General features: G+C 66.3%; 21 protein-coding genes. 16 read left to right on the top strand and 5 right to left on the bottom strand.

Going from position 1 to position 20,448, the window contains the following annotated elements:
* Nucleotides 1-127 precede the first annotated feature (127 nt).
* On the top strand, nt 128-409 hold the full coding sequence (locus tag LRS53_RS11240; protein WP_231355932.1) for a hypothetical protein: 282 nt from the start codon (nt 128-130) through the stop codon (nt 407-409).
* Between the two features lie 9 nt (nt 410-418).
* On the opposite strand, the gene LRS53_RS11235 is transcribed toward LRS53_RS11240, so the two are convergent.
* The 3 genes from LRS53_RS11235 to LRS53_RS11225 all read right to left on the bottom strand — a co-directional run bounded on the left by LRS53_RS11235 (nt 419) and on the right by LRS53_RS11225 (nt 3,465).
* Nucleotides 419-1,201: an aldolase gene (locus LRS53_RS11235; protein ID WP_231355931.1), complete on the bottom strand. Its 783-nt coding sequence runs from the start codon at nt 1,199-1,201 to the stop codon at nt 419-421.
* A gap of 353 nt (nt 1,202-1,554) precedes the next feature.
* Complete coding sequence (locus LRS53_RS11230) at nt 1,555-2,385, bottom strand: PhzF family phenazine biosynthesis protein (RefSeq protein WP_231355930.1); 831 nt, start codon at nt 2,383-2,385, stop codon at nt 1,555-1,557.
* Between the two features lie 315 nt (nt 2,386-2,700).
* Complete coding sequence (locus LRS53_RS11225) at nt 2,701-3,465, bottom strand: FadR/GntR family transcriptional regulator (protein WP_231355929.1); 765 nt, start codon at nt 3,463-3,465, stop codon at nt 2,701-2,703.
* A gap of 151 nt (nt 3,466-3,616) precedes the next feature.
* On the opposite strand from LRS53_RS11225, the gene LRS53_RS11220 reads away from it, so the two are divergent.
* The 5 genes from LRS53_RS11220 (at nt 3,617) to LRS53_RS11200 (ending at nt 8,278) form a co-directional block, all read left to right on the top strand.
* Nucleotides 3,617-4,357, top strand: a complete 741-nt coding sequence (locus LRS53_RS11220; RefSeq protein ID WP_231355928.1) for an SDR family oxidoreductase — start codon at nt 3,617-3,619, stop codon at nt 4,355-4,357.
* A gap of 44 nt (nt 4,358-4,401) precedes the next feature.
* Complete coding sequence (locus tag LRS53_RS11215) at nt 4,402-5,250, top strand: ureidoglycolate lyase (RefSeq protein ID WP_231355927.1); 849 nt, start codon at nt 4,402-4,404, stop codon at nt 5,248-5,250.
* Between the two features lie 105 nt (nt 5,251-5,355).
* Nucleotides 5,356-6,648 carry an L-fuconate dehydratase gene (locus LRS53_RS11210; RefSeq protein ID WP_231355926.1) on the top strand — a complete coding sequence of 431 codons (1,293 nt, stop codon included), beginning with the start codon at nt 5,356-5,358 and terminating at the stop codon, nt 6,646-6,648.
* Complete coding sequence (locus LRS53_RS11205) at nt 6,645-7,505, top strand: amidohydrolase family protein (protein ID WP_231355925.1); 861 nt, start codon at nt 6,645-6,647, stop codon at nt 7,503-7,505. Before LRS53_RS11210 ends, LRS53_RS11205 begins: the two co-directional genes overlap by 4 nt.
* The gene (locus LRS53_RS11200; protein WP_231355924.1) at nt 7,502-8,278 is read left to right on the top strand and encodes an SDR family oxidoreductase; all 777 of its coding nucleotides are present in this window, start codon (nt 7,502-7,504) and stop codon (nt 8,276-8,278) included. Before LRS53_RS11205 ends, LRS53_RS11200 begins: the two co-directional genes overlap by 4 nt.
* A 287-nt stretch (nt 8,279-8,565) precedes the next feature.
* Here LRS53_RS11200 and LRS53_RS11195 read toward each other — a convergent pair whose 3' ends face one another.
* The gene (locus tag LRS53_RS11195; protein WP_169742428.1) at nt 8,566-8,703 is read right to left on the bottom strand and encodes a hypothetical protein; all 138 of its coding nucleotides are present in this window, start codon (nt 8,701-8,703) and stop codon (nt 8,566-8,568) included.
* Nucleotides 8,704-8,763: 60 nt separating this feature from the next.
* Complete coding sequence (locus LRS53_RS23630) at nt 8,764-9,327, bottom strand: TetR/AcrR family transcriptional regulator (protein ID WP_269216689.1); 564 nt, start codon at nt 9,325-9,327, stop codon at nt 8,764-8,766.
* A gap of 73 nt (nt 9,328-9,400) precedes the next feature.
* Here LRS53_RS23630 and LRS53_RS11185 point away from each other — a divergent pair, with 73 nt between their 5' ends.
* From LRS53_RS11185 to LRS53_RS11140, 10 genes are all read left to right on the top strand, one after another.
* On the top strand, nt 9,401-10,273 hold the full coding sequence (locus LRS53_RS11185; protein ID WP_231355923.1) for an alpha/beta hydrolase family protein: 873 nt from the start codon (nt 9,401-9,403) through the stop codon (nt 10,271-10,273).
* 124 nt (nt 10,274-10,397) lie between these two features.
* A complete protein-coding gene (locus LRS53_RS11180; protein ID WP_231355922.1) occupies nt 10,398-11,516 on the top strand; it encodes a Re/Si-specific NAD(P)(+) transhydrogenase subunit alpha in 1,119 nt (372 codons plus the stop codon).
* 39 nt (nt 11,517-11,555) lie between these two features.
* On the top strand, nt 11,556-11,870 hold the full coding sequence (locus tag LRS53_RS11175; RefSeq protein WP_231355921.1) for an NAD(P) transhydrogenase subunit alpha: 315 nt from the start codon (nt 11,556-11,558) through the stop codon (nt 11,868-11,870).
* A 1-nt stretch (nt 11,871) separates the two neighbouring features.
* On the top strand, nt 11,872-13,308 hold the full coding sequence (locus LRS53_RS11170; protein ID WP_059316181.1) for an NAD(P)(+) transhydrogenase (Re/Si-specific) subunit beta: 1,437 nt from the start codon (nt 11,872-11,874) through the stop codon (nt 13,306-13,308).
* Nucleotides 13,309-13,701: 393 nt separating this feature from the next.
* Nucleotides 13,702-14,670: an ornithine cyclodeaminase family protein gene (locus LRS53_RS11165; RefSeq protein WP_231355920.1), complete on the top strand. Its 969-nt coding sequence runs from the start codon at nt 13,702-13,704 to the stop codon at nt 14,668-14,670.
* Entirely contained in the window at nt 14,667-15,932 is a 1,266-nt protein-coding gene (locus tag LRS53_RS11160; RefSeq protein WP_231355919.1) for an NAD(P)/FAD-dependent oxidoreductase, read from the top strand. Before LRS53_RS11165 ends, LRS53_RS11160 begins: the two co-directional genes overlap by 4 nt.
* 82 nt (nt 15,933-16,014) lie before the next feature.
* Nucleotides 16,015-16,830, top strand: coding sequence for a helix-turn-helix domain-containing protein (locus LRS53_RS23715; RefSeq protein WP_173149154.1), 816 nt, complete (start codon nt 16,015-16,017; stop codon nt 16,828-16,830).
* Nucleotides 16,831-17,906: 1,076 nt separating this feature from the next.
* The gene (locus tag LRS53_RS11150; RefSeq protein ID WP_231355918.1) at nt 17,907-18,923 is read left to right on the top strand and encodes a hypothetical protein; all 1,017 of its coding nucleotides are present in this window, start codon (nt 17,907-17,909) and stop codon (nt 18,921-18,923) included.
* A 127-nt stretch (nt 18,924-19,050) separates the two neighbouring features.
* Nucleotides 19,051-19,530 carry a hypothetical protein gene (locus tag LRS53_RS11145; RefSeq protein ID WP_231355917.1) on the top strand — a complete coding sequence of 160 codons (480 nt, stop codon included), beginning with the start codon at nt 19,051-19,053 and terminating at the stop codon, nt 19,528-19,530.
* Between the two features lie 65 nt (nt 19,531-19,595).
* Nucleotides 19,596-20,411 (top strand): SDR family oxidoreductase, encoded by an 816-nt coding sequence (locus tag LRS53_RS11140; RefSeq protein WP_231355916.1) that lies wholly within the window; start codon nt 19,596-19,598, stop codon nt 20,409-20,411.
* Nucleotides 20,412-20,448 lie beyond the last annotated feature (37 nt).

The raw sequence follows: 20,448 nt of genomic DNA, 5'->3' as shown, positions 1-20,448 counted from the left end.
CCCGGGAGGATCCCGGGCTTTTTTTCGCGCCGACAAAATGCGCAACAGTCCACGGGTCCGCGCTTTGCCACTGCAGCGACATTCGCCGGCCCTGGCATCATGAGGCTCTCGTCCAGGAGGGACAGCCATGATCACCAGGATGCCGTCAGCCACCGCCTCGTCGCTCGCCTTCGATGTCTGCCCCCTCGGCGCGGAGGCCCCGTCCCTGTCCATCGAGATGCTCCGGCAGGGCTTTCTGACCCTGGATCATCATGGACAGCTCGACCTGAGCCGCACGATCAAGCGCCAGTTGCGCGAGCGCCTGGTTGAGCAGCTGGATGCCCAGCTGCCCGTTGTCGCAGCCGCCGCGCTGGAGCTATCCACCCCTCAGCCTCAGGCCTTGCCCCAGCGCCGCCTCCGCGGCGGCTGACCGCCCCGCTCAGTCCCGATAATCCGGCTCCAACCGCATGAGCTGACGCTTCACGCTGTCCAGGTGCAGGCGCGCGCTGTCGGCATTGCCCTGCAGCATCTGCTGGCAGGCGGCGTGGGCGATGGCTGGCGCCACCGGTTTGAGTGGTCGGCCGCTGGCCATGGCCTTGAGTTGCACCTCGGCGGCGCGCTCCAGGTAGTAGAGATCGTCCCAGGCCTCGGCGATGCTCGGTCCCAGCACCAGGGGTCCGTGATTCTTCAGCATGACCACCGCCGCGTCACCCGCCGCCCGGGCGATGCGCTCGCCTTCGGCCGCGTCCAGCGCCAGGCCGTTGTAGTCCTCGTCCACGCTCAGGCGGTCATAGAACTTCAGCGCGGTCTGCCCGGCCCAGACGAAGGGGTCGCCTTCCAGCAGGCAGAGCGCCGTGGCGTGGGGCATATGGGTATGGAAAGCCGCCCGCGCGCCCGGATTGAGCCGATGCAGCTGGGCGTGGATATGGAAGGCGGTGGCTTCGGGCGCGCCTTCGCCCATGACCACGCCGCCGTCGAAGTCGCAGATCAGCAGCGAGGAGGCGGTCACCTCGGCGAAGGCCAGCCCATAGGGATTGACCAGGAAGAGCTCGTCGTGGCCCGGCACCACGAAGGAAAAGTGATTGCAGATGCCCTCGCCCAGCCCCAGGCGGGCGGCCATGCGAAAGCAGGCGGCAAGATCGATGCGCGCCTGGCGGATGGCTGGGGTATTCAGATCAAGCTGATGGGCAGTGGCGTCGGTACTCTCGAAGGCGTGGGCCATGGGTTGCTCCTTGGGAAGAGGCCGGAACGCTGCACAAAGGATGCCGCTCCCTGCCATGGGGCTATCATCATGAAGATTCAGCAGTCTCTTGTTATATATCTGCTGTCTTCGCTTCCGTAGAGAGCCCTGGCCACCTGCTGCCCCTGGAGATCCCGGCCAAGGGGCAACTGGTCGGTCGGGTGCTCGGCGAGAGTCTGGAGGGCGACAAGCGGGGCAAGGCCCGCCACCAGGTGCAGCGTTCCGCACCGGCGGCGGGCGGCCTGGTCACCGAACTCAAGACCCAGAACTCGGCGACACCCGTTACTTCGGCGCCGCCGGCTTCAAGGGGCGCTTGGTCGGGCTCTGATCCGCGGTTAGAGGGTAAGGGTGCCGCGGATGCAATCCTGCACCGCGCCGCCCACCCAGATGCGGTCGGCGATGCGGGCAACCCGCACCCGACCACGGCGACCCATGGCCGTGCCCTGGCTGGCCAGGTAGCGCTCCGGGGCCAGGCCCGCCGGGATCAGCCACTGCGCCAGACTGGCGTTGAGGCTGCCGGTGACCGGGTCTTCGGCGAACTCCTCGCCCATCAGGGCACGTACCTCGAACTGCGCCTCGGCAGCGCTGCCCGTCCAGGGTGCGATCAGGCCGACATTGAGGCCTTCCAGCGCCGCGTAGTCCGGGCGGATCGCCAGCAGCTCCTCGCGACTTTCCAAGAGCACGGCGACCCAGCCGGGGCCATTGTCGGCCCATTGGCTGGCCTGGAAGCGCTCGGGCGAAAGGCCGGTGCCACGGGCGATGCACGCCAGCACCTCGGGCGCCACCGACCCGCCACGCAGCAGTGGCGGCGCGGCGAAGGCCAGCTCGTCCCCGGCGGCGCGGATGGGCACCAGGCCGGAGCCGCACTCCTGGATCACCTCGATGCCGCGCGGCTGGCCGCCCTCGCGCAACCAGACATGACAGCTGCCCAGGGTCGGATGGCCCGCGAAGGGCAGCTCGCGGACCGGGGTGAAGATACGCACCCGGTAGTCCGCGGCTGGATCTGTAGGTTCGAGGAGAAAGGTGGTCTCCGACAGATTGGTCCAGCGCGCCAGGGCGGCCATCTGTTCGGTTGAGAGTGCATTGGCACCGCAGACCACCGCCAGGGCATTGCCCTCCAGGGGGCGCTGGGCGAAGACATCAACCTGATGAAAGACGAGGGACATGGCGGTGGGCTCCGGGGGCAAAGAGCCGATTGTCCGCGGTCGGCAGGCGCTAGGAACAGCCACAGCCAGGTGGCTAAGGGGCCGTACAGAGGGGCGTTGCGCGCGGGATTCGCGTGGAAAACGCTGCGCGGTTTTCCACCCTACGGCATCGACGCGGGGCTTGCCCTCACCCCAGCCCTCTCCCCGAGGGAGAGGGGGCGGTTTCGCGCGGAGGGTGGTGCCGCGAACGAATCACCGGTCACCCGTAGGTTGGCGCTGAGCGCAGCGAAGCCCAACAGGGGCGTCCGCCCTCACCCCGAAGGAAAGGGCAGTCCCTCATTCCACCGCTGGTCGCCCGAAAATTCGGGTCACCGCGTCAAGGTGCGCGGCCATGGCCTGGCGGGCGGCGCCGGGGTCGTGGGCTTCCAGGGCTTCGAGGATGGCGAGGTGCTCCTGCTGGGAGCGGTCAGGCATGTCTTCCGGGGTGTAGCGGCGCTGCAGGAGCTGGAACATGCTGCCGTAGCGATGGCCGAGCAGATGGCGAAGCAGCAGGGCATAGGCCGGGTTGCCGCTGGCCTGGGCGATGCGGATATGGAACAGCCGGTCACCCGGATGGGTAGTGGAGCCCAGGCGATTGTCCTCGACGTTGCGAACATAGGCGGCGCGGATACCGGCCAGATCACTGTCGCTGGCGTGCCGGGCGGCCAGGGCGGCAGCTTCCGGTTCCACCAGGCTGCGTGCCTGCAACAGGGCGAAGGGCGGGATCTCGGCGTCCAGATCCAGCGCCAGGCTCAGCTCCGGATCCATCTCCGCCCATTGGCCGCGCCCGGCCAGCTCCAGCACCGGGGTGTCCGGTGGCGGCGGAGCACTGGGGGCGCAGACCCGCACGCCGTCGCCGACGCGTACGTCCACCAGGCCGATCACCTCCAGAGCGATCAGCGCCTCGCGCACCGAGGCGCGACTCACCCCTAGCTGCTTGGCCAATTCGCGCTCAGCAGGCAGGCAACTGCCCGGCGGGTATTCGCCGCCGTCGATAAGGGCGCGCAACTGGTCGGCGATCTGCCGGTAAAGCCGCGGTTTTTCAATTACCTGAAGGGGCATGGCGGTCTCGTCTCATGCAGGTCGCGCAGTTTGCCGCGAAAAAACCTTGCCTGAGAGCCTAGCAGGGTCTAAACAATAGGACCAATGGCCTGACCATTGACCGCTGGCGGTCAGGCGACTCACAACAATAAACAGCCAAGAGGTCTCTCGCATGAGTCATGCAGGCAAACGCGTTCTGGTCACCGCCGCCGGCCAGGGGATCGGTCGGGCCACCGCCCTCGCCTTCCATCGCGCCGGTGCCGAAGTCATCGCCACTGACATCAATGCCGCCGCCCTGGACAGCCTGGAGGGGCTACAGACCCGGGTGCTCGACGTCACCGATGCCGCTGCCGTCTCGGCCCTGGTCGCCGAGCTGGGCAGCTTCGACGTCTTGTTCAACTGCGCCGGCTACGTCCATGCCGGCAGCATCCTCGATTGCGACGAAGAAGCCTGGCGCTTCTCCTTCGAACTCAACGCCACCGCCATGTACCGGATGATCCGCGCCGTGCTGCCCGGCATGCTGGCCCAGGGCGGCGGCTGCATCATCAACATGGCTTCGATCGCCTCCAGCCTCAAGGGCGTGGCCAATCGTTGCGCCTATGGCGCCAGCAAGGCGGCGGTGATCGGCCTGACCAAGTCGGTGGCCGCCGACTATGTCGGCCAGGGCATCCGCTGCAACGCCATCTGCCCCGGCACCGTGGATTCCCCCTCGCTGCACCAGCGCATCGCCGACCAGGCCGCCCGTGAAGGCCGCAGCGAAGCCGAGGTGCAGGCCGCCTTCGCCGCCCGCCAGCCGATGGGTCGCGTGGGCCGCCCGGAAGAGATCGCCGCCCTCGCCCTGTATCTTGCCTCCGACGCCGCCGCCTTCGTCACCGGGACCGCCCAGGTGATCGATGGTGGCTGGAGCGTCTGACGCCGCTTTTCGTCTGTACCCTTTCGCCCCTCATAGGAGCTCCGATGAAACTCTTGCGCTACGGCCCCCAGGGCCAGGAAAAACCCGGTCTGCTGGATGCCCAGGGCCGGCTTCGCGACCTCTCCGGCCAGGTGGCCGATCTTGCCGGCGAGGTGCTCGGCGCCGATTCCCTGGCCCGCTTGCGCCAGCTGGACCCGAACAGTCTGCCGCTGGTGGACGGCTCACCGCGCCTGGGCCCCTGCGTCGGTCGGGTCGGCAAGTTCATCTGCATCGGCCTCAACTACGCCGACCACGCCGCCGAATCCGGCCTGGACGTGCCCAAGGAGCCGGTGGTGTTCAACAAGTGGACCAGCGCCATCTGCGGTCCCAACGACGCGGTGCAGATCCCCCGCGACTCGACCAAGACCGACTGGGAAGTGGAGCTGGGCGTGGTGATCGGCAAGGCCGGACGCTACATCGACGAGGCCAATGCCCTGGATCACGTGGCCGGCTATTGCGTGGTCAACGACGTCTCCGAGCGCGAGTGGCAGATCGAGCGCGGCGGTACCTGGGACAAGGGCAAGGGCTTCGACACCTTTGGCCCGCTCGGCCCCTGGCTGGTTACCGCCGACGAAGTGGCCGACCCGCAGAACCTCGACCTCTGGCTGGAGGTGGACGGCCACCGCTACCAGAACGGCAACACCCGCACCATGATCTTCACGGTGGCCCAGATCATTGCCTACCTCAGCCGCTGCATGAGCCTGCAACCGGGTGACGTCATCTCCACCGGCACCCCGCCGGGCGTAGGCATGGGCGTCAAGCCGCAGTCGGTGTACCTCAAGCCCGGCCAGGAAATGCGCCTGGGCATCCAGGGCCTGGGCGAGCAGCACCAGCGCACCGTCGCCGCAGACTAAGCCCCTCCCCTCCACCCTTTTTCCAGCAAACCCCCGTGCCCGCTTTCATCCAGCGGGCACGGGGCCGGGTTCGCTCATCCCGCGAAAACCCTCGAGGACAGCGCCATGCCAACAACAATTACCGGCCTGCAGATCGAAGACATCCGTTTCCCCACCAGCCAGGCGCTGGATGGCTCCGATGCCATGAACCCCGATCCGGACTACTCCGCCGCCTACGTCATCCTGCAGACCGACCAGCCGGGTTTGGAAGGCCACGGCCTCACCTTCACCATCGGCCGCGGCAACGAGATCTGCTGCGCCGCCCTGCGCGCCCTGGAACCACGGGTGCGCGGCCTGACCCTGGAATGGATCCAGGAAGATCCGGGCCGCTTCTGGCGCCATATCACCGGCGACAGCCAACTGCGCTGGATCGGCCCGGACAAGGGCGCCATCCACCTGGCCACCGGCGCGGTGGTCAACGCCGCCTGGGACCTCTGGGCGCGCGCCGTGGGCAAGCCGGTCTGGCGCCTGGTGGCGGACATGAGTCCCGAGGAGCTGGTGCGCTGCATCGACTTCCGCTATCTCACCGACTGCATCACCCCCGAGAAGGCCCTTGAGCTGCTGCGCCAGCGCGCCGAGGGCAAGGCCGAGCGCCTACAGCGCCTCGAAGCCGAGGGCTATCCCTGCTACACCACCTCGGCCGGCTGGCTCGGCTATCCCGACGACAAGCTGCGCCGCCTCTGCCAGGAGGCCATAGACGCCGGCTTTTCCCACATCAAGCTCAAGGTCGGTCGCGACCTCGCCGACGACATCCGCCGGGTGCGCATCGCCCGCGAGGTGATCGGCCCCGAGCGCCAGCTGATGATCGACGCCAACCAGGTATGGGAAGTCGGCGAGGCCATCGAGTGGGTGCGCGAACTGGCCTTCGCCAAGCCCTGGTTCATCGAGGAGCCCACCAGCCCCGATGACGTGGAAGGCCATCGCGCCATCCGCGAGGCGGTAGCGCCGGTCAAGGTGGCCACCGGCGAGATGTGCCAGAACCGCATCCTCTTCAAGCAATTCATCATGCGCGGCGGCCTGGACGTGGTGCAGCTCGACGCCTGCCGCCTGGGCGGCCTCAACGAGGTGCTGGCGGTGCAGCTGATGGCCGCCAAGTATGACCTGCCGGTCTGCCCCCATGCCGGCGGCGTGGGCCTGTGCGAATACGTGCAGCACCTGGCGATGATCGACTACCTGTGCATCGCCGGCACCCACAAGGGCCGGGTGGTGGAATACGTCGACCACCTCCACGAACACTTCGAGAACCCTTGCCGGGTGCGCGGCGCGGCCTACCTGGCACCCCAGGCGCCGGGTTTCTCCATCGCCATCAAGGCGGCCTCCCGCGCGCGTTATCGCCACGCCGGGGAGCAGCCGTCATGAGCCTGCGCCTGGATGCCCACCAGCATTTCTGGCGCTACCGCCCGGCCGAATTCGGCTGGATCGACGGGCGCATGCCAGGGCTGCAACGCGACCACCTGCCGGCCGATCTGCAGCCGCACCTGCAGCGCGCCGGCTTCGACGGCTGCGTCGCCGTTCAGGCGCGCACTCAGGAAGAGGAGACGGATTTTCTGCTCGACCTGGCTGCCCAGACGCCCTGGGTGCAGGCGGTGGTCGGCTGGACCGATCTGCGCGCCGCCGACCTGGTGGCGCGCCTGGAGCGCCGCCAGGGCAGTCGCCACCTGCGCGGCTTTCGCCATCCGGTGCAGGACGAGGCCGATCCCGGCGCCTGGCTGGCCGATGTCGCCGCCAACCAGGGCGTCGCCGCCCTGCAACGCCATGGCTATCTCTACGAACTGCTGATCCATGCCGAGACGCTGCCCGCCGCCACCGCCTTCGCTGCGCGTCACGACCACGGCGTGCTGGTGTTGGACCACCTGGGCAAGCCGCCGGGACGGGTCGCCCCCGCCGACTGCGCCCGGCTGCTGGCACCCCTGGCCCGGCTGCCCCACGTCCATTGCAAGCTCTCCGGGTTGGTCACCGAGGCCGACTGGCACGGCTGGCAGGCAGAGCAGTTGCTGCCCTATGCGCGCATCGCCCTGGAAGCCTTCGGGCCGGATCGGCTGCTGTTCGGCTCCGATTGGCCGGTCTGCACCCTGGCCGCCAGTTACGCCGAAGTGGTCGACCTGGCCGAACAGGCCCTGATGGACCTCACGACCAATGAGCGCGCGGCGGTCTTTGGCAGCAACGCGGCCCGCCTCTATGGCCTGGGCACCCAGCCACGGGAGAAGGTGGCATGAACCTGCAGCTGACCGACAAGGTGATCCTGGTCACCGGCGGTGGCTCCGGCATCGGCGCTGCCATCTCCCTGGCCCTGGCCGCCGAGGGCGCCATCCCGGTGATCCTCGCCCGCGAGCCGCTGGAGGGCGACTTTGCCGCACGCCTGGCCAAAGAGCAGCCAAAGGCCCGGGCCTTCACCGTGGAGCTGTGCGACGAAGCCGCCTGCGAGCGGACCGTGGCCGCCGTGCAGGAGGCCTACGGCCGTATCGATGGACTGGTCAACAATGCCGGGGTGAACGATGGCGTGAGCCTGGCTGCCGGTCGCGCCGCCTTCGTTGCTTCCTTGGAACGCAACCTGGTGCACTACTACCACTTGGCGCACCTCTGCCTGTCGGCGCTGCGCGCCAGTACCGGCGCCATCGTCAACATCGCGTCCAAGACCGCCCTCTCCGGGCAGGGCGACACCAGCGGCTACACCGCGGCCAAGGGCGGGGTACTGGCCCTGACCCGCGAATGGGCCGCCTCGCTGCTGGACGACGGCATCCGCGTCAACGCGGTGCTCCCCGCCGAGGTGATGACGCCACTCTATGAGCGCTGGCTGCAGGGCTTCCCCGATCCGACGGCCAAGCTCGCCGCCATCACCGCGCGCATCCCCCTTGGCCGGCGCATGACCACCCCGGAAGAAATCGCCGATACCGTGGCCTTCCTACTCTCGTCACGGTCCAGTCACACCACCGGCCAGTGGCTGAGCGTCGACGGCGGCTACCTGCATCTGGACCGGGCGCTGACGTGAAGACGTGGAGGTAGGTTGGCGCTGAGCGTAGCGAAGCCCAACAGAGGGCGGCTGCCCTCACCCCAACCCTCTCCCAGAGGGAGAGGGGGCGGCTCAGTGGATAGCGGTCAGGTTTGGCGCTAGCCGAGAGCAGCAACGCGTGGAAAACGCCATGCGGTTTTCCACCCTACGCAAGACTAAAAGTAGGTTGGTGCTGAGCGCAGCGAAGCCCAACGAGGGGCCGGCATCGTGGCGCCTCGTAGCGTGGACAACGGCGCAGCCTTGTCCACGCGCCAAACACCAGTCCGCTACCGCTTGGGACTCAAGGGGCTGTCGTCCAGGTCCTCGCGCTCTTCGGTGGTGGTGGTGTTCGCCGAATCCGGCACATCGCCGTATTCGTCGTAGTCGTGAGGGGTCTGCTTGTCGTCCGCGGGTTCGGGATTCATGAGGTACTCCGATAAAAGAAGTGCCCTCGGTGGAGTCCGCCGGCCCCGGCTACGTTCCCGCTAGATCAGCGCCACCAGACGTTCGGCGACCCGGTCGAAGGGTTCGATGCTGCGCTGCGCACGACACAGCGGAATCACCCCCTGCACCGCCGCCACCAGCAAGGTGGCCAGCCCCGTCGCCGCCTCGGCCGAATGCCCATGCTCGACCAGCGCCACCTGCAAGCGCGCCTCCCAACGGCGATAGATGCCCGCCGCCGCGTCCAGCTCGCGCTGGGCGATCTCGTCCACCGGCTCTTCCACCGCCACCGCCATCACCGGGCAGCCGACGCGAAAATCCGAGTCCAGCAGGATGTCACGCCAGAGCCGTAGGAAACCCTGGATCCCCGCCAGGGCCCCGGCCTGCAGCTGCCGCTCCAGATCGCGACTGACCTGGGCACCGGCCAGCTCCACCGCCTCCACCACCAGCTGATGCTTGCCGCCGGGAAAGTGATGATAGGTGGACCCCAGCGGCGCCTCGGCGCGCTTGATGGTCTCGCGGATGCTGGTGGCATTGAGACCGTGCTGCGCCAGCATGGCCGACGCGGCCACCACCACCCGTTCCCGCACCGTCGACTGCTCGGTCATTCATTCTCCTTGCTATGACAGTCGTCATAATCTACCGTCCAGGCATTATAACAACTGTCATAGGGACCACCCCATGCCCAGCGACGCCCTCGTCGAGGACTTGATCACCGCGGACGGTTATCGCCTCAGCACCAGTCGCTATCCCGCCCAGGGGCCGCTGCAGGGACGGCTGATCGTCGCCGGCGCCACCGCCGTGCCCCAGGGCTTCTATCGGCGTTTCGCCCAGCACGCCGCGGCGCGTGGCTTCGAGACCCTGACCCTGGACTATCGCGGCGTCGGCCGCTCGGCGCCGGCCTCGCTCAAGGGCTTTCGCATGGATCTGCTGGACTGGGCGCGCCAGGACCTCGCCGCCGCCGTGGACGCCATGGCCCAGGGCGACGCCCCGCTCTACCTGGTCGGCCACTCCTATGGCGGCCATGCCTTCGGCCTGCTGCCCAATCACGCCAAGGTCGCCGGCTTCTACGTCTTCGGCACCAGCGCCGGCTGGCACGGCTACATGCCGCCGCTCGAACGCCTCAAGGTGCTGGGCATGTGGAAGCTGGTGCTGCCGGTGCTGACCTGGTGGAAGGGCTACTGCCCCTGGAGCGCCCTGGGCCTGGGCGAAGACCTGCCGCGCGACGTCTATCGCCAGTGGCGCCACTGGTGCAGCTATCCCCACTACTTCTTCGACGACCCGGCCATGCGGGGCATCGAGTCCGGCTATGCCGAGGTGCGTACGCCCATCGTCGCGGTCAACGCCCTGGACGATCTGTGGGCCACGCCGCGCTCGCGCGATGCCTTCATGCAGGCCTATCGCAACGTCGAGCTGCAGCGCGAAGACCTCGACCCCCGCCAGCACGGCGGCGCCATCGGTCACATGGGTTACTTCCGCGCCAGTGCCCAGCCCCTGTGGGACCGCGCCCTGGACTGGTTCGCCGCCCTGCCCCGCTCACCGGGTCTGAGCTGAGTCCCAAACAGGCCGCCAACACGGCGCGCCTGTCGCTTTTCCAAAAGCTCCCCGTCGTTTCCGGACAGTCATCCCGCTGCCCCAGGTCCCATTGTGGCGGCACGAATAACAAGGAGTGACACCCGTGCTGATCGGCGTCCCGTTGGAATCCGGTGCGGGGGAAACGCGCGTGGCCGCGACCCCCGAAACCCTCAAGAAACTGATCGGCCAGGGCCACCAGGTGGTGGTGCAACAGGGTGCTGGCGAGCGCGCCAGCGTGCCCGACGCGGCCTACGCCGCCATTGGCGCCCAACTCGGCGATGCCGCCGCGGCCTTGGGCGCCGACCTGGTGCTCAAGGTGGCGGCGCCCGATGCCGCCGAGCTGGCGCTGATGAAGCCTGGCGCCGTGCTGATCGGCATGCTCAATCCCTTCGCCCAGGAGACCCTGGACCAGCTCAACGGCCGCGGCCTCACCGCCTTCGCCTTGGAAGCGGCGCCGCGCACCTCCCGCGCCCAGAGCCTGGACGTGCTCTCCTCCCAGGCCAACATCGCCGGCTACAAGGCGGTGATGCTGGCCGCCGACCACTATCCGCGCTTCATGCCCATGCTGATGACCGCCGCCGGCACGGTGAAGGCCGCGCGGGTGCTGATCCTCGGCGCTGGGGTGGCCGGGCTGCAGGCCATCGCCACCGCCAAGCGCCTCGGCGCGGTGATCGAGGCCTCGGACGTGCGCCCGGCGGTCAAGGAGCAGATCGAATCCCTCGGCGCCAAGTTCGTCGACGTGCCCTTCGAGACCGAGGAAGAACGCCAGTGCGCCGAAGGCGTCGGTGGCTATGCCCGGCCCATGCCGGCCAGCTGGATGGAGCGTCAGGCCAAGGCGGTGCACGAACGCGCCAAGCAGGCCGACATCGTCATCACCACCGCGCTGATCCCCGGCCGCCGCGCCCCCACCCTGCTGCCCGAAGCCACCGTGGCCGAGATGAAGCCCGGCTCCGTGGTCATCGACCTGGCCGCCAGCCAGGGCGGCAACTGCCCGCTGACCGAGCTGGACCGGGTGGTGGTCAAGCACGGCGTCACCCTGGTGGGCTACGGCAACCTGGCCGCCCGGGTGCCGGCGGACGCCTCGGCGCTCTATGCCCGCAACCTGCTGGACTTCCTCAAGCTGGTGTTCAAGGACGGGGCCTTCCACCTCGACTTGGCCGACGACATCGTCGCCGCCTGCCTGATGTGCCACGGCGGCGAATTGCGCCGCAAGAACGCCTGAGCCCCAGCCCGGCCCCTCTGCCTTTAAAGGACTGCCCCCATGGATCTGATTTCCGACGGCCTCTACAACCTGATCATCTTCGTGCTGGCCATCTATGTCGGCTACCACGTGGTCTGGAACGTCACCCCCGCGCTGCACACCCCGCTGATGGCCGTGACCAACGCCATCTCCGCCATCGTCATCGTCGGCGCCATGCTCGCCGCCGCCCTCACCGTCACCCCGCTGGGCAAGACCATGGGCACCCTGGCCGTGGCCCTGGCGGCGGTCAACGTCTTCGGCGGCTTCCTGGTCACCCGCCGCATGCTGGAAATGTTCAAGAAGAAGGCCCCCAAGGCCCCGGCGGAGAAGCCCTGACATGAGCATGAACCTCATCACCCTGCTCTACCTCGTCGCCTCGGTGTGCTTCATCCAGGCGCTCAAGGGCCTTTCCCACCCCACCACCTCACGCCGCGGCAACGCCTTCGGCATGGCCGGCATGACCCTCGCCGTGCTCACCACCCTGGCGCTGATCCACAAGCTCGGCAGCGAGCTGGCGGTGCAGGGCATCGGCTACGTCATCGTCGGCCTGCTGGTGGGCGGCAGTGCCGGCGCGATCATGGCCAAGCGCGTGGAAATGACCAAGATGCCCGAGCTGGTCGCCTTCATGCACAGCATGATCGGCCTGGCCGCGGTGTTCATCGCCATCGCCGCGGTGGTCGAGCCCCAGTCCCTGGGCATCGTCGCCACCTTTGGCCAGCCGATCCCCAGCGGTAACCGCTTGGAGCTGTTCCTCGGCGCGGCCATCGGCGCCATCACCTTCTCCGGTTCGGTGATCGCCTTCGGCAAGCTCTCGGGCAAATACAAGTTCCGCCTGTTCCAGGGCGCCCCGGTGCAGTTCGCCGGCCAGCACATCCTCAATCTGGTCATCGGCGTGGCCATCCTCGCCCTGGGCCTGATGTTCACCTTCAGCGGCAACCTCGGCGCCTTCGCCGTGCTGGTGGCCCTGGCCTTCGTCATCGGCGTGCTGATCATCATCCCCATCGGCGGCGCCGACATGCCGGTGGTGGTCTCCATGCTCAACAGCTACTCCGGCTGGGCCGCCGCCGGCATCGGCTTCTCGCTCAACAACTCCATGCTGATCATCGCCGGCTCACTGGTGGGATCGAGCGGCGCCATCCTCTCCTACATCATGTGCAAGGCGATGAACCGCTCCTTCTTCAACGTCATCCTCGGCGGCTTCGGTGGGGCGACGGAAGCCGCGGCCAGTGGCGGTAGCCAGGAGCAGCGCCCGGTCAAATCCGGCTCGGCGGACGACGCCGCCTTCCTGCTGGGCAACGCCGACAGCGTCATCATCGTCCCCGGCTACGGCCTGGCCGTGGCCCGCGCCCAGCATGCGCTCAAGGAGCTGACCGAGAAGCTGGTGCATAACGGGGTGACGGTGAAATACGCCATCCACCCGGTGGCGGGTCGCATGCCCGGCCATATGAACGTGCTGCTGGCCGAAGCCGAGGTGCCCTACGACCAGGTATTCGAGATGGACGACATCAACTCCGAATTCGGCCAGGCCGACGTGGTGCTGGTGCTCGGCGCCAACGACGTGGTCAACCCGGCGGCCAAGAACGACCCCACCTCGCCCATCGCCGGCATGCCCATCCTCGAAGCCTTCAAGGCCAAGACGATCATCGTCAACAAGAGATCCATGGCCAGCGGCTACGCCGGTCTCGACAACGAACTCTTCTACCTGGACAAGACCCTGATGGTCTTTGGCGATGCCAAGAAGGTCATCGAGGAGATGGTCAAGGCGGTCGACTAGGGGATGTGGGTCGCCATTTGGTGACCTGGCTCCTCAGGCGGCGACGCGGAAGCCGAGCGGGATGCGAGCCGTTTCTCTTCCAGAGAGCTCTCAACCCTCTCCGCTCTCTACCCATTGGCAAGCCAAAGCCACCGCGCGTTTCACGATCCGTCCGTCATTGCCCAGTGCAGTGGCCAACCGAGCTGGAAACGCCGTTGGGTTTTGCTCGGCCCGGGTGCCCGGATTCGCTGGACCACTACGCCTTGCTCAATTAGCAGTAAGCGGCATGCGGTCGCAGGATTAAAACGCTACTTGTCATAGTTCTGTACGCAAACAGCATAGGTTTGGACAACGCATGACTGGGGTTTGAATGGGAGGGTAGGCGTAACTCCTCGGCTTTGGAAAACGAACCCCATGTACCTCAATGCGAAAGAACTTGCCCAGGCGCTGCCCTGGCCGGAATTGATCGACGCCCTGGCGAACGCCTTTACCAGAACTGTCGAATCCCCCGTCCGTCATCACCACCGCATCGAGGTTCCTGGCGAACCTGATGCGATGCTGTTGCTCATGCCAGCCTGGATAGAAGGTGCCTACCTGGGTGTCAAGCAGGTCACGGTATTCCCCGGCAACAACGCGCGCGGCCAGCCAGGTCTCAGTAGCCACTACCTGCTGAGCAGTGCGGTCGACGGCCGTCCGCTGGCGCAATTCGAGGGCAACGAGCTTACAGCGCGCCGTACCGCGGCGGCCTCAGCCCTGGCCTCACGCTATCTTTCCCGACCGGACTCGAGTCGGTTGCTCATGGTGGGTGCAGGGCGGATGAGTCGCTACCTGGTGCGCGCTCACCGGACCGTTCGCACCCTCGACAAGGTTGCCGTGTACGATCGTTCAGCGGTAGCGGCACAGGCCTATGTGCAGGAGCTGCAGCGTGAGGGTATCGAGGCACAGGCCGTCGAGCAGGACGATCTGCCCACCGCCGTCGGGACCGCTGACATCATCAGCTGTGCGACCTTGGCGACCGATCCCATCATCCAGGGTGAGTGGCTGCAACCGGGTGTGCATCTGGATCTCGTCGGCAGCTTCACGCCCCGGATGCGCGAGGTGGACGATACCGCCATCCAGCGATGCGTCCTCTTCGTCGATACCCGCGAAGGCGCCCTCGCTGAGACGGGCGACCTCATCATTCCACTCGCGGCGGGGATAATAGGACCTGAGCACATTCGGGCGGAATTGAGCGAGCTATGCGGTGGACGGCATCTCGGGCGCCCCGCCTTGACGAACCCAGACACGGCGCTGACCCTATTCAAGTCCGTAGGCGCCAGCCTGGAAGACCTGGCTGCCGCCATCCTTGCCTACCAGCGCAGTACCGGCGAGCCTACGCCATGAACCCGACCTCGACGGACGCGGTGGCGGTGATCGGTGCCGGACTCCTGGGGCTCTGTACGGCCTTGCAACTGCGTCGACACGGCCAGGACGTCGTCCTGATCGATGTCAATGCGCCGGGCTCCGGGGCGTCGTCCGGCAATGCGGGTTTTCTGGCCACGGAATCCATCGATCCCTTGTCGACCTGGACGACGCTCAAGGCAGCACCAAGGCTCCTGCTACATCCGCACGGCCCCTTGAAAGTGCCGCCCGGCAACCGGCTGGCGGCCTTGCCCTGGCTGGCACGCTTTCTCCAGGCGGCGCAGGGAGAGCGGGTGGCTGCGCACCGAGACGCTCTGGCCGCCTTGAACAGCAGGGCGGTCCAGAGCTGGATTGACTGCTTGACCTTCATTGGGCGTCAGGATCTGCTCGTGCAGTCGGGCTATCTGCTGGCGTGGGAGAAGGCCCAAGGCATGAGCGCTGCCCGCAGCGAATGCGCTCATCTGGAGCGCTGGGGGCTGGAGGTGGAGCTCGTCGAGGCTTCGGCCATCGACATGCTGGAGCCCGCCATGGCGGGGCGCTTTCACCACGGGTTGCACTTTCGCCAGGCCTGGCGGATGCGTGATCCCAGTTGGCTCTGCACGGCGTTGTTCGAGGCCTTCATTCGGCATGGCGGGACCTGGCTGCAGCAGCGGGTGGAGCGGCTGGAGCTCGGAACGGCGGCGCCACGGCTGTACCTGAATGGGCGCTGGGAGCCCTACGCCAAGGTGGTGCTCTGCGCAGGTGCCCAGAGCGCTTCGTTACTGGCACCGTTGGGCATCCACATCCCGCTGATGGCCGAACGGGGTTATCACCTGCAGTGCACGCGCAAGGGCGTCATCAATCGCCCCATCTGTCCCGTGGAGCGAAGGATCTTTCTGAGCCCCCTGGACAGTGGACTCCGCGTCGTGGGAATCAGCGAGCTGGGGGGGACGCGATTGCCCCCGCAGCCGGCGCGGCTGAATACGCTGAGACACCATGGCCAGGCCTTGCTGCCACAACTCGAGGAGGAACTGCGTGATGCCACACCCTGGATGGGCATGCGCCCTACCCTGCCGGACTCGCTGCCGGTCATCGATGTGGTGGCGGACCGACTGGGCCTCGCCTTCGGGAACCAGCACCTGGGCCTCACTCAGGCAGCGATCACGGCCGAGTTGATCGTCAGCAGGCTATTGGCAACGCCGTCAGCCGTCGATTGCCGACCGTTCCGGGTGGCACGATTCAGCGGAGCGCGCCACGGCTATTGACCTGAGGCATGGCGCGGATGACCTGGCTGACCCAGGTTGGCTATAGTGCGGTCCAGGCCTTTCGCTCTCCATGAGGTGCATCGTGCAGACCTCGCTTCACATCAACGCCATTGCCCAGACCTCGGGCGAGCACGTCCACGACTACCAGCAGCTGATGATCGGTTTGAGCGGACGGATGGATTGCGAGCTGTCCACCGCGTCAGCCCCTCTGATGCGTGGCTCCGTGGGTTTCCTGCCCCAGGGAGCGCGACATCGCTATGCAGGACGTGATGCCGACTGCCGCGTGCTGGTGCTGGATTACCACCTGGATGATCCTTTCATCAGTGCGCTGTGTCAGGCGTCCGGCGCTTCGGCTGAATGCCTGGGCCTGCGTGCCGAGGCGAATTTGTCCAGGCCATCCGCCGCCTTGATCGGCTTGCTGGACTGGAATGCCGCTCAGGGCCGCTTCGACCGGCTGCAGGTACCGGCGGTGCGCAACCAGTTGATCGCGAGTCTGCTGACCGAAATCGTCGTGGGCGATAGCCTTCCGATGAGGGAAACCCTGCAACGTTCCAGGATCAGCCTGGAGGCGCTGCATGCCTGGGTGGATGCCCATCTAGCCGAACCTATAGGTGTCATCGATCTGGCAGCGGCGTTCTGTCTGAGCGAGAGCCATAGCTTCGTGGCCGTCAAGACGCTGGTCGGTTGCTCGCCCATGCAGTTCGTGACGCGGCGTCGAATGCGATTGGCCATCGAACTACTTCGCGGCTCGTCCCTGCGGCTCGAAGAAATCGCCCTGCGGGTGGGCTATGCCGAGCTGAGCAGCTTCAGCAAAACCTTCCGGCGTCATGTCGGCGTAGCACCTGGCTCCTATCGGAAAGAAACAGGCGCTACCGGGGTGCAGATCGCGTCCGAGTGACTCTGTAGCCCTGCAGGCCCACCAGGCGTTTCGAAAGCCTTGCCTAAGCCTCGATGGCCAGCGCCGCATACGGCTTGCCCGGCAGCGCCCAGCCCATGGATAGGCAGATCCAGCGCCACCGCCAGGTAATACCCTGACCAGCGATTGCCGTGCGTCCCTGAAGGGCATCAGCGCACACGGGAAAGAAGCGCCCTGACCACGCGCGTTGACGCTCTCATGCAGCGTCACCCAGATCCTCCGTGACGAGCGCCAGCCTTCGCGCTAACGCCGGATGCGCTGCCACTATGGCGCCGTGCCTCGGGCACAAGAGCTGGCTTCGGCTCCGCGGGGCATGGTGTCGACCGCCTATCTCACCCAGTACAAGGCAGGGCGAGAGCTAACTCCCGTGCGTACCTCTTCTTCATTCTCCTTCAGCGAAAGCCATTGGGTTCCTAAGTCGGACGGCAGTGGTTCCTGTTTGGCTGTTTGGGATGTGCATGGCAACCGAATTCACTACGGCAGTCTTGCTAGGAACCACCGCAAGGGTTCGGTTGAGTATCAGGAGTGTAGGAAAGGGGCGAAGCAGTGGTTCAAATATGAATATATAAAATTATAAAAGCGTTAAGGAGCGGGGACTATTGAGAGAAACGCATCGCCCTGCAGCAGAGGGGTTTAGAGCAATGAATTGATTGGAGAGTCAGTCTCTGCACCCTATATCGCCAATTGCCCATATCGAAAAAAGATTAGAAAACTAGAGCCTTTTATAGACTGCAAAAAAAACAATAACCAGCCAGCTAAAATAAAAACAACCAATTGATCCATAACCAGACAGAGCGAAAGTAAACCTTTAAAACCTTGCAACCCACCGCCAAAAACTCTCGATTTTAAAATCACTACTCTTACCGATTGTGCGTTTAGCCCCACCCGTTAAATTGATCCCTAAGGAACTCCTATGCTCCTCCCATTAATACGCCCCCCCACAAGGACCGTCCCCATGCAAACCTCCCGCTCCCTCATGGTCGCGTTGCTCTTCCAACACCGGTGTCGCCTTAGCCGAATCCCATACGGCCAACGTCCAGCAGAACGGCGGCTTCAATGTGGTGAACCTGAACCAGGGCGGCGAGCTGTCGGCGCGCAACCAGGCGGATATCCAGCAAAGCGGCAGTTTTCTCAATGCCCAGGTCACCCAGCAGAACGATGCCGATGACCGTGTGCGGGTGCTGCAGACCAATGGCAAGAGCGCTGTCGAGGTCAACCAGGCCTGGGGCTCGCGGCGTCTGGTGGATATCGAGCAGCGCGATGGTGGCTATGACCGGGTGCAGGTCGATCAGGGGCCGGGCAGCGGTAACGAGACGGTGGTGCGGCAGAGCGGCTTGCGGCAGGACACCTATGTCCACCAGGACGGTGGCTATCACCGGATCGATATCGAGCAGGACAGCTATGCCGCGGGCCAGAACACCCTGGTGGTGCGCCAAGATGGACTCGACGGCAAGCTGGACCTGGCTCAGCACGGTGACCGCCAAGACCTGCAGGTGACCAGCTTCGGCCTGCGCAACACGGCCTGGGTCAGCCAGAACGGCGAGGACTCCACGACGATCGTCGAACAGCGCGGCAACGACAACTACATCGGCCTCAAGCAAGGCGGTGAGCGACTGGATACCAAGGTGGTACAACAGGGAAACGGCAACGATGCCCGGGTCCGGCATTCCAGCGGCTATTCGCGGCCCAGCACCGTCGACATCGCCCAGCGCGGTGACCTCAACCGTGCGGACGTGAATGTCTATGGCGTCGGCAGCCAGCTGACCCTGGCGCAGAGCGGTAACGGCAATGGCGCCTCCGCCACCGTCTCGGGCGAGGGCAACCAGCTGGATCTGGTGTCCAATGGCGACGGCAATGGCATCACCGCCTATTACCTCGGTAACGACGGCCAGCTGAAGGTCGATCAGCAAGGCAACGACCTCGGGGTGACGGCCTTCGTGCAGGGCAACGCCTCCAGCATCACCGCCAACCAGAGTGGCTACCAGCACACCGCCAATCTGACCCAGAACACGGCGGGCAATGCCATCAACATCACCCAGAACGGGTTCTCCAACCACGCCGTCATTACCCAGTAACCTGAGATCAGCGGGGCCGGGCACCGTGCGCGCTGGCAGCGTATGCGGGTTCCCTCTGCCCCGCCCGCTCTCAATCTTTGCCTCACGCGGCCGCTATCCCTGGGATGTACCTTTCAAGGAGTCCGCGATGTCCAGCACGCTGTCGGTGAATGGCATCGGCCATGGCATCTTGCGCCCGGCCACGCTCACGCTGAGTGGCGCACCGGCCAAATCCACTGCCGAAGATGAAGCGGCCAAGGCCACGCAAGCCAGCGAGACCAAGGGGATCGGCAAGCCCAATTCGCTGAACCAGATCAAGGACCAGGCCGAAGCCGACGCCACCTCTGGCGGCGAGAAGAGCAGCACCGGCAACAAGACCCTGGATACCCTGCAAAAGGCCATCGACATGGCCAAGCGGCAACTGGAGCTGGCGCAAAAGCAGTTGCGCGCGGTGGAGGCCCAGAGCAAGGGCGAGGGCAAGGCCGACGAGACCAGCCAGGCCGCGCGCGAAGCCGCCCAGGCCAATGTGGCCGCCGCCAGCGCGGCGCTGATGAACGCCTATGCCGCCTATACCGAAGCCCTGAAGAAGGCCGGCGACAGCACCGGCGGGGTCAGCGCCCGGGCGTGATGCCTGCCCCTGGCAAGGCGGGCTTGGTACCCTCGGGGCCTATCCACGATCCGGAGGGTATCCGTATGGCAGCCAAACTCAGCGGCAAGACCGCCCTGATCACCGGCGCGGCCCAGGGCATAGGCGCAGCCATCGCCCAGACCTTCGTGGCGGAGGGTGCCTTCGTCTATGTCACCGACCTGAACGCTGACCTCGGCCGCGCCGTCGCCGCCGAGTTGGGAGACGGTGCCCGCTACCTGCATCTGGATGTGCGCCTGGAAGACGACTGGCAGCGGGTGACGCGGCAGATCCTCGCAGAGCGTGGCCGGCTGGACGTGCTGGTGAACAACGCCGGGATTACCGGCTTCGAGCAGGGCCTGGTGGCTCACGATCCGGAAAACGCCAGTCTCGAAGACTGGCACGCGGTGCATCGCACCAATCTCGATGGCGTCTTTCTCGGCTGCAAATACGGCATCCGTGCCATGCGCTCGGTTAGGGCCGGGTCCATCATCAATATCTCGTCGCGCTCCGGGCTGGTGGGTATCCCCAGCGCGGCGGCCTATGCCTCGTCCAAGGCCGCCGTGCGCAACCACAGCAAGACGGTAGCCCTCTATTGCGCGGAGCAGGGCCTCGCGATCCGCTGCAACTCCATCCACCCCGCGGCCATCCTCACGCCAATGTGGGAGCCCATGCTCGGCGCCGGACCGGACCGCGCGGCCCGCATGGCGGCGTTGGTGCGGGATACGCCACTGCGGCGCTTTGGCCGCCCCGAGGAAGTGGCCGCCGTGGCGTTGCTGCTGGCCTCCGACGACGCCGGCTACATGACCGGCAGCGAGCTGAATCTGGACGGCGGCCTGCTGGCCGGTTCGGCGGTGACGCCAGCGACGGCGGAAGCGCCCTAGCCGTTGAGTAGGCAAAGACCGCGGTCTGGCATTCGGC

The sequence above is a fragment of the Pseudomonas sp. PLB05 genome, assembly GCF_021106615.1.
GTDB classification, from domain to species: Bacteria; Pseudomonadota; Gammaproteobacteria; order Pseudomonadales; family Pseudomonadaceae; genus Chryseomonas; species Chryseomonas benzopyrenica.
This window is presented reverse-complemented; position numbering and strand designations above follow the sequence as displayed.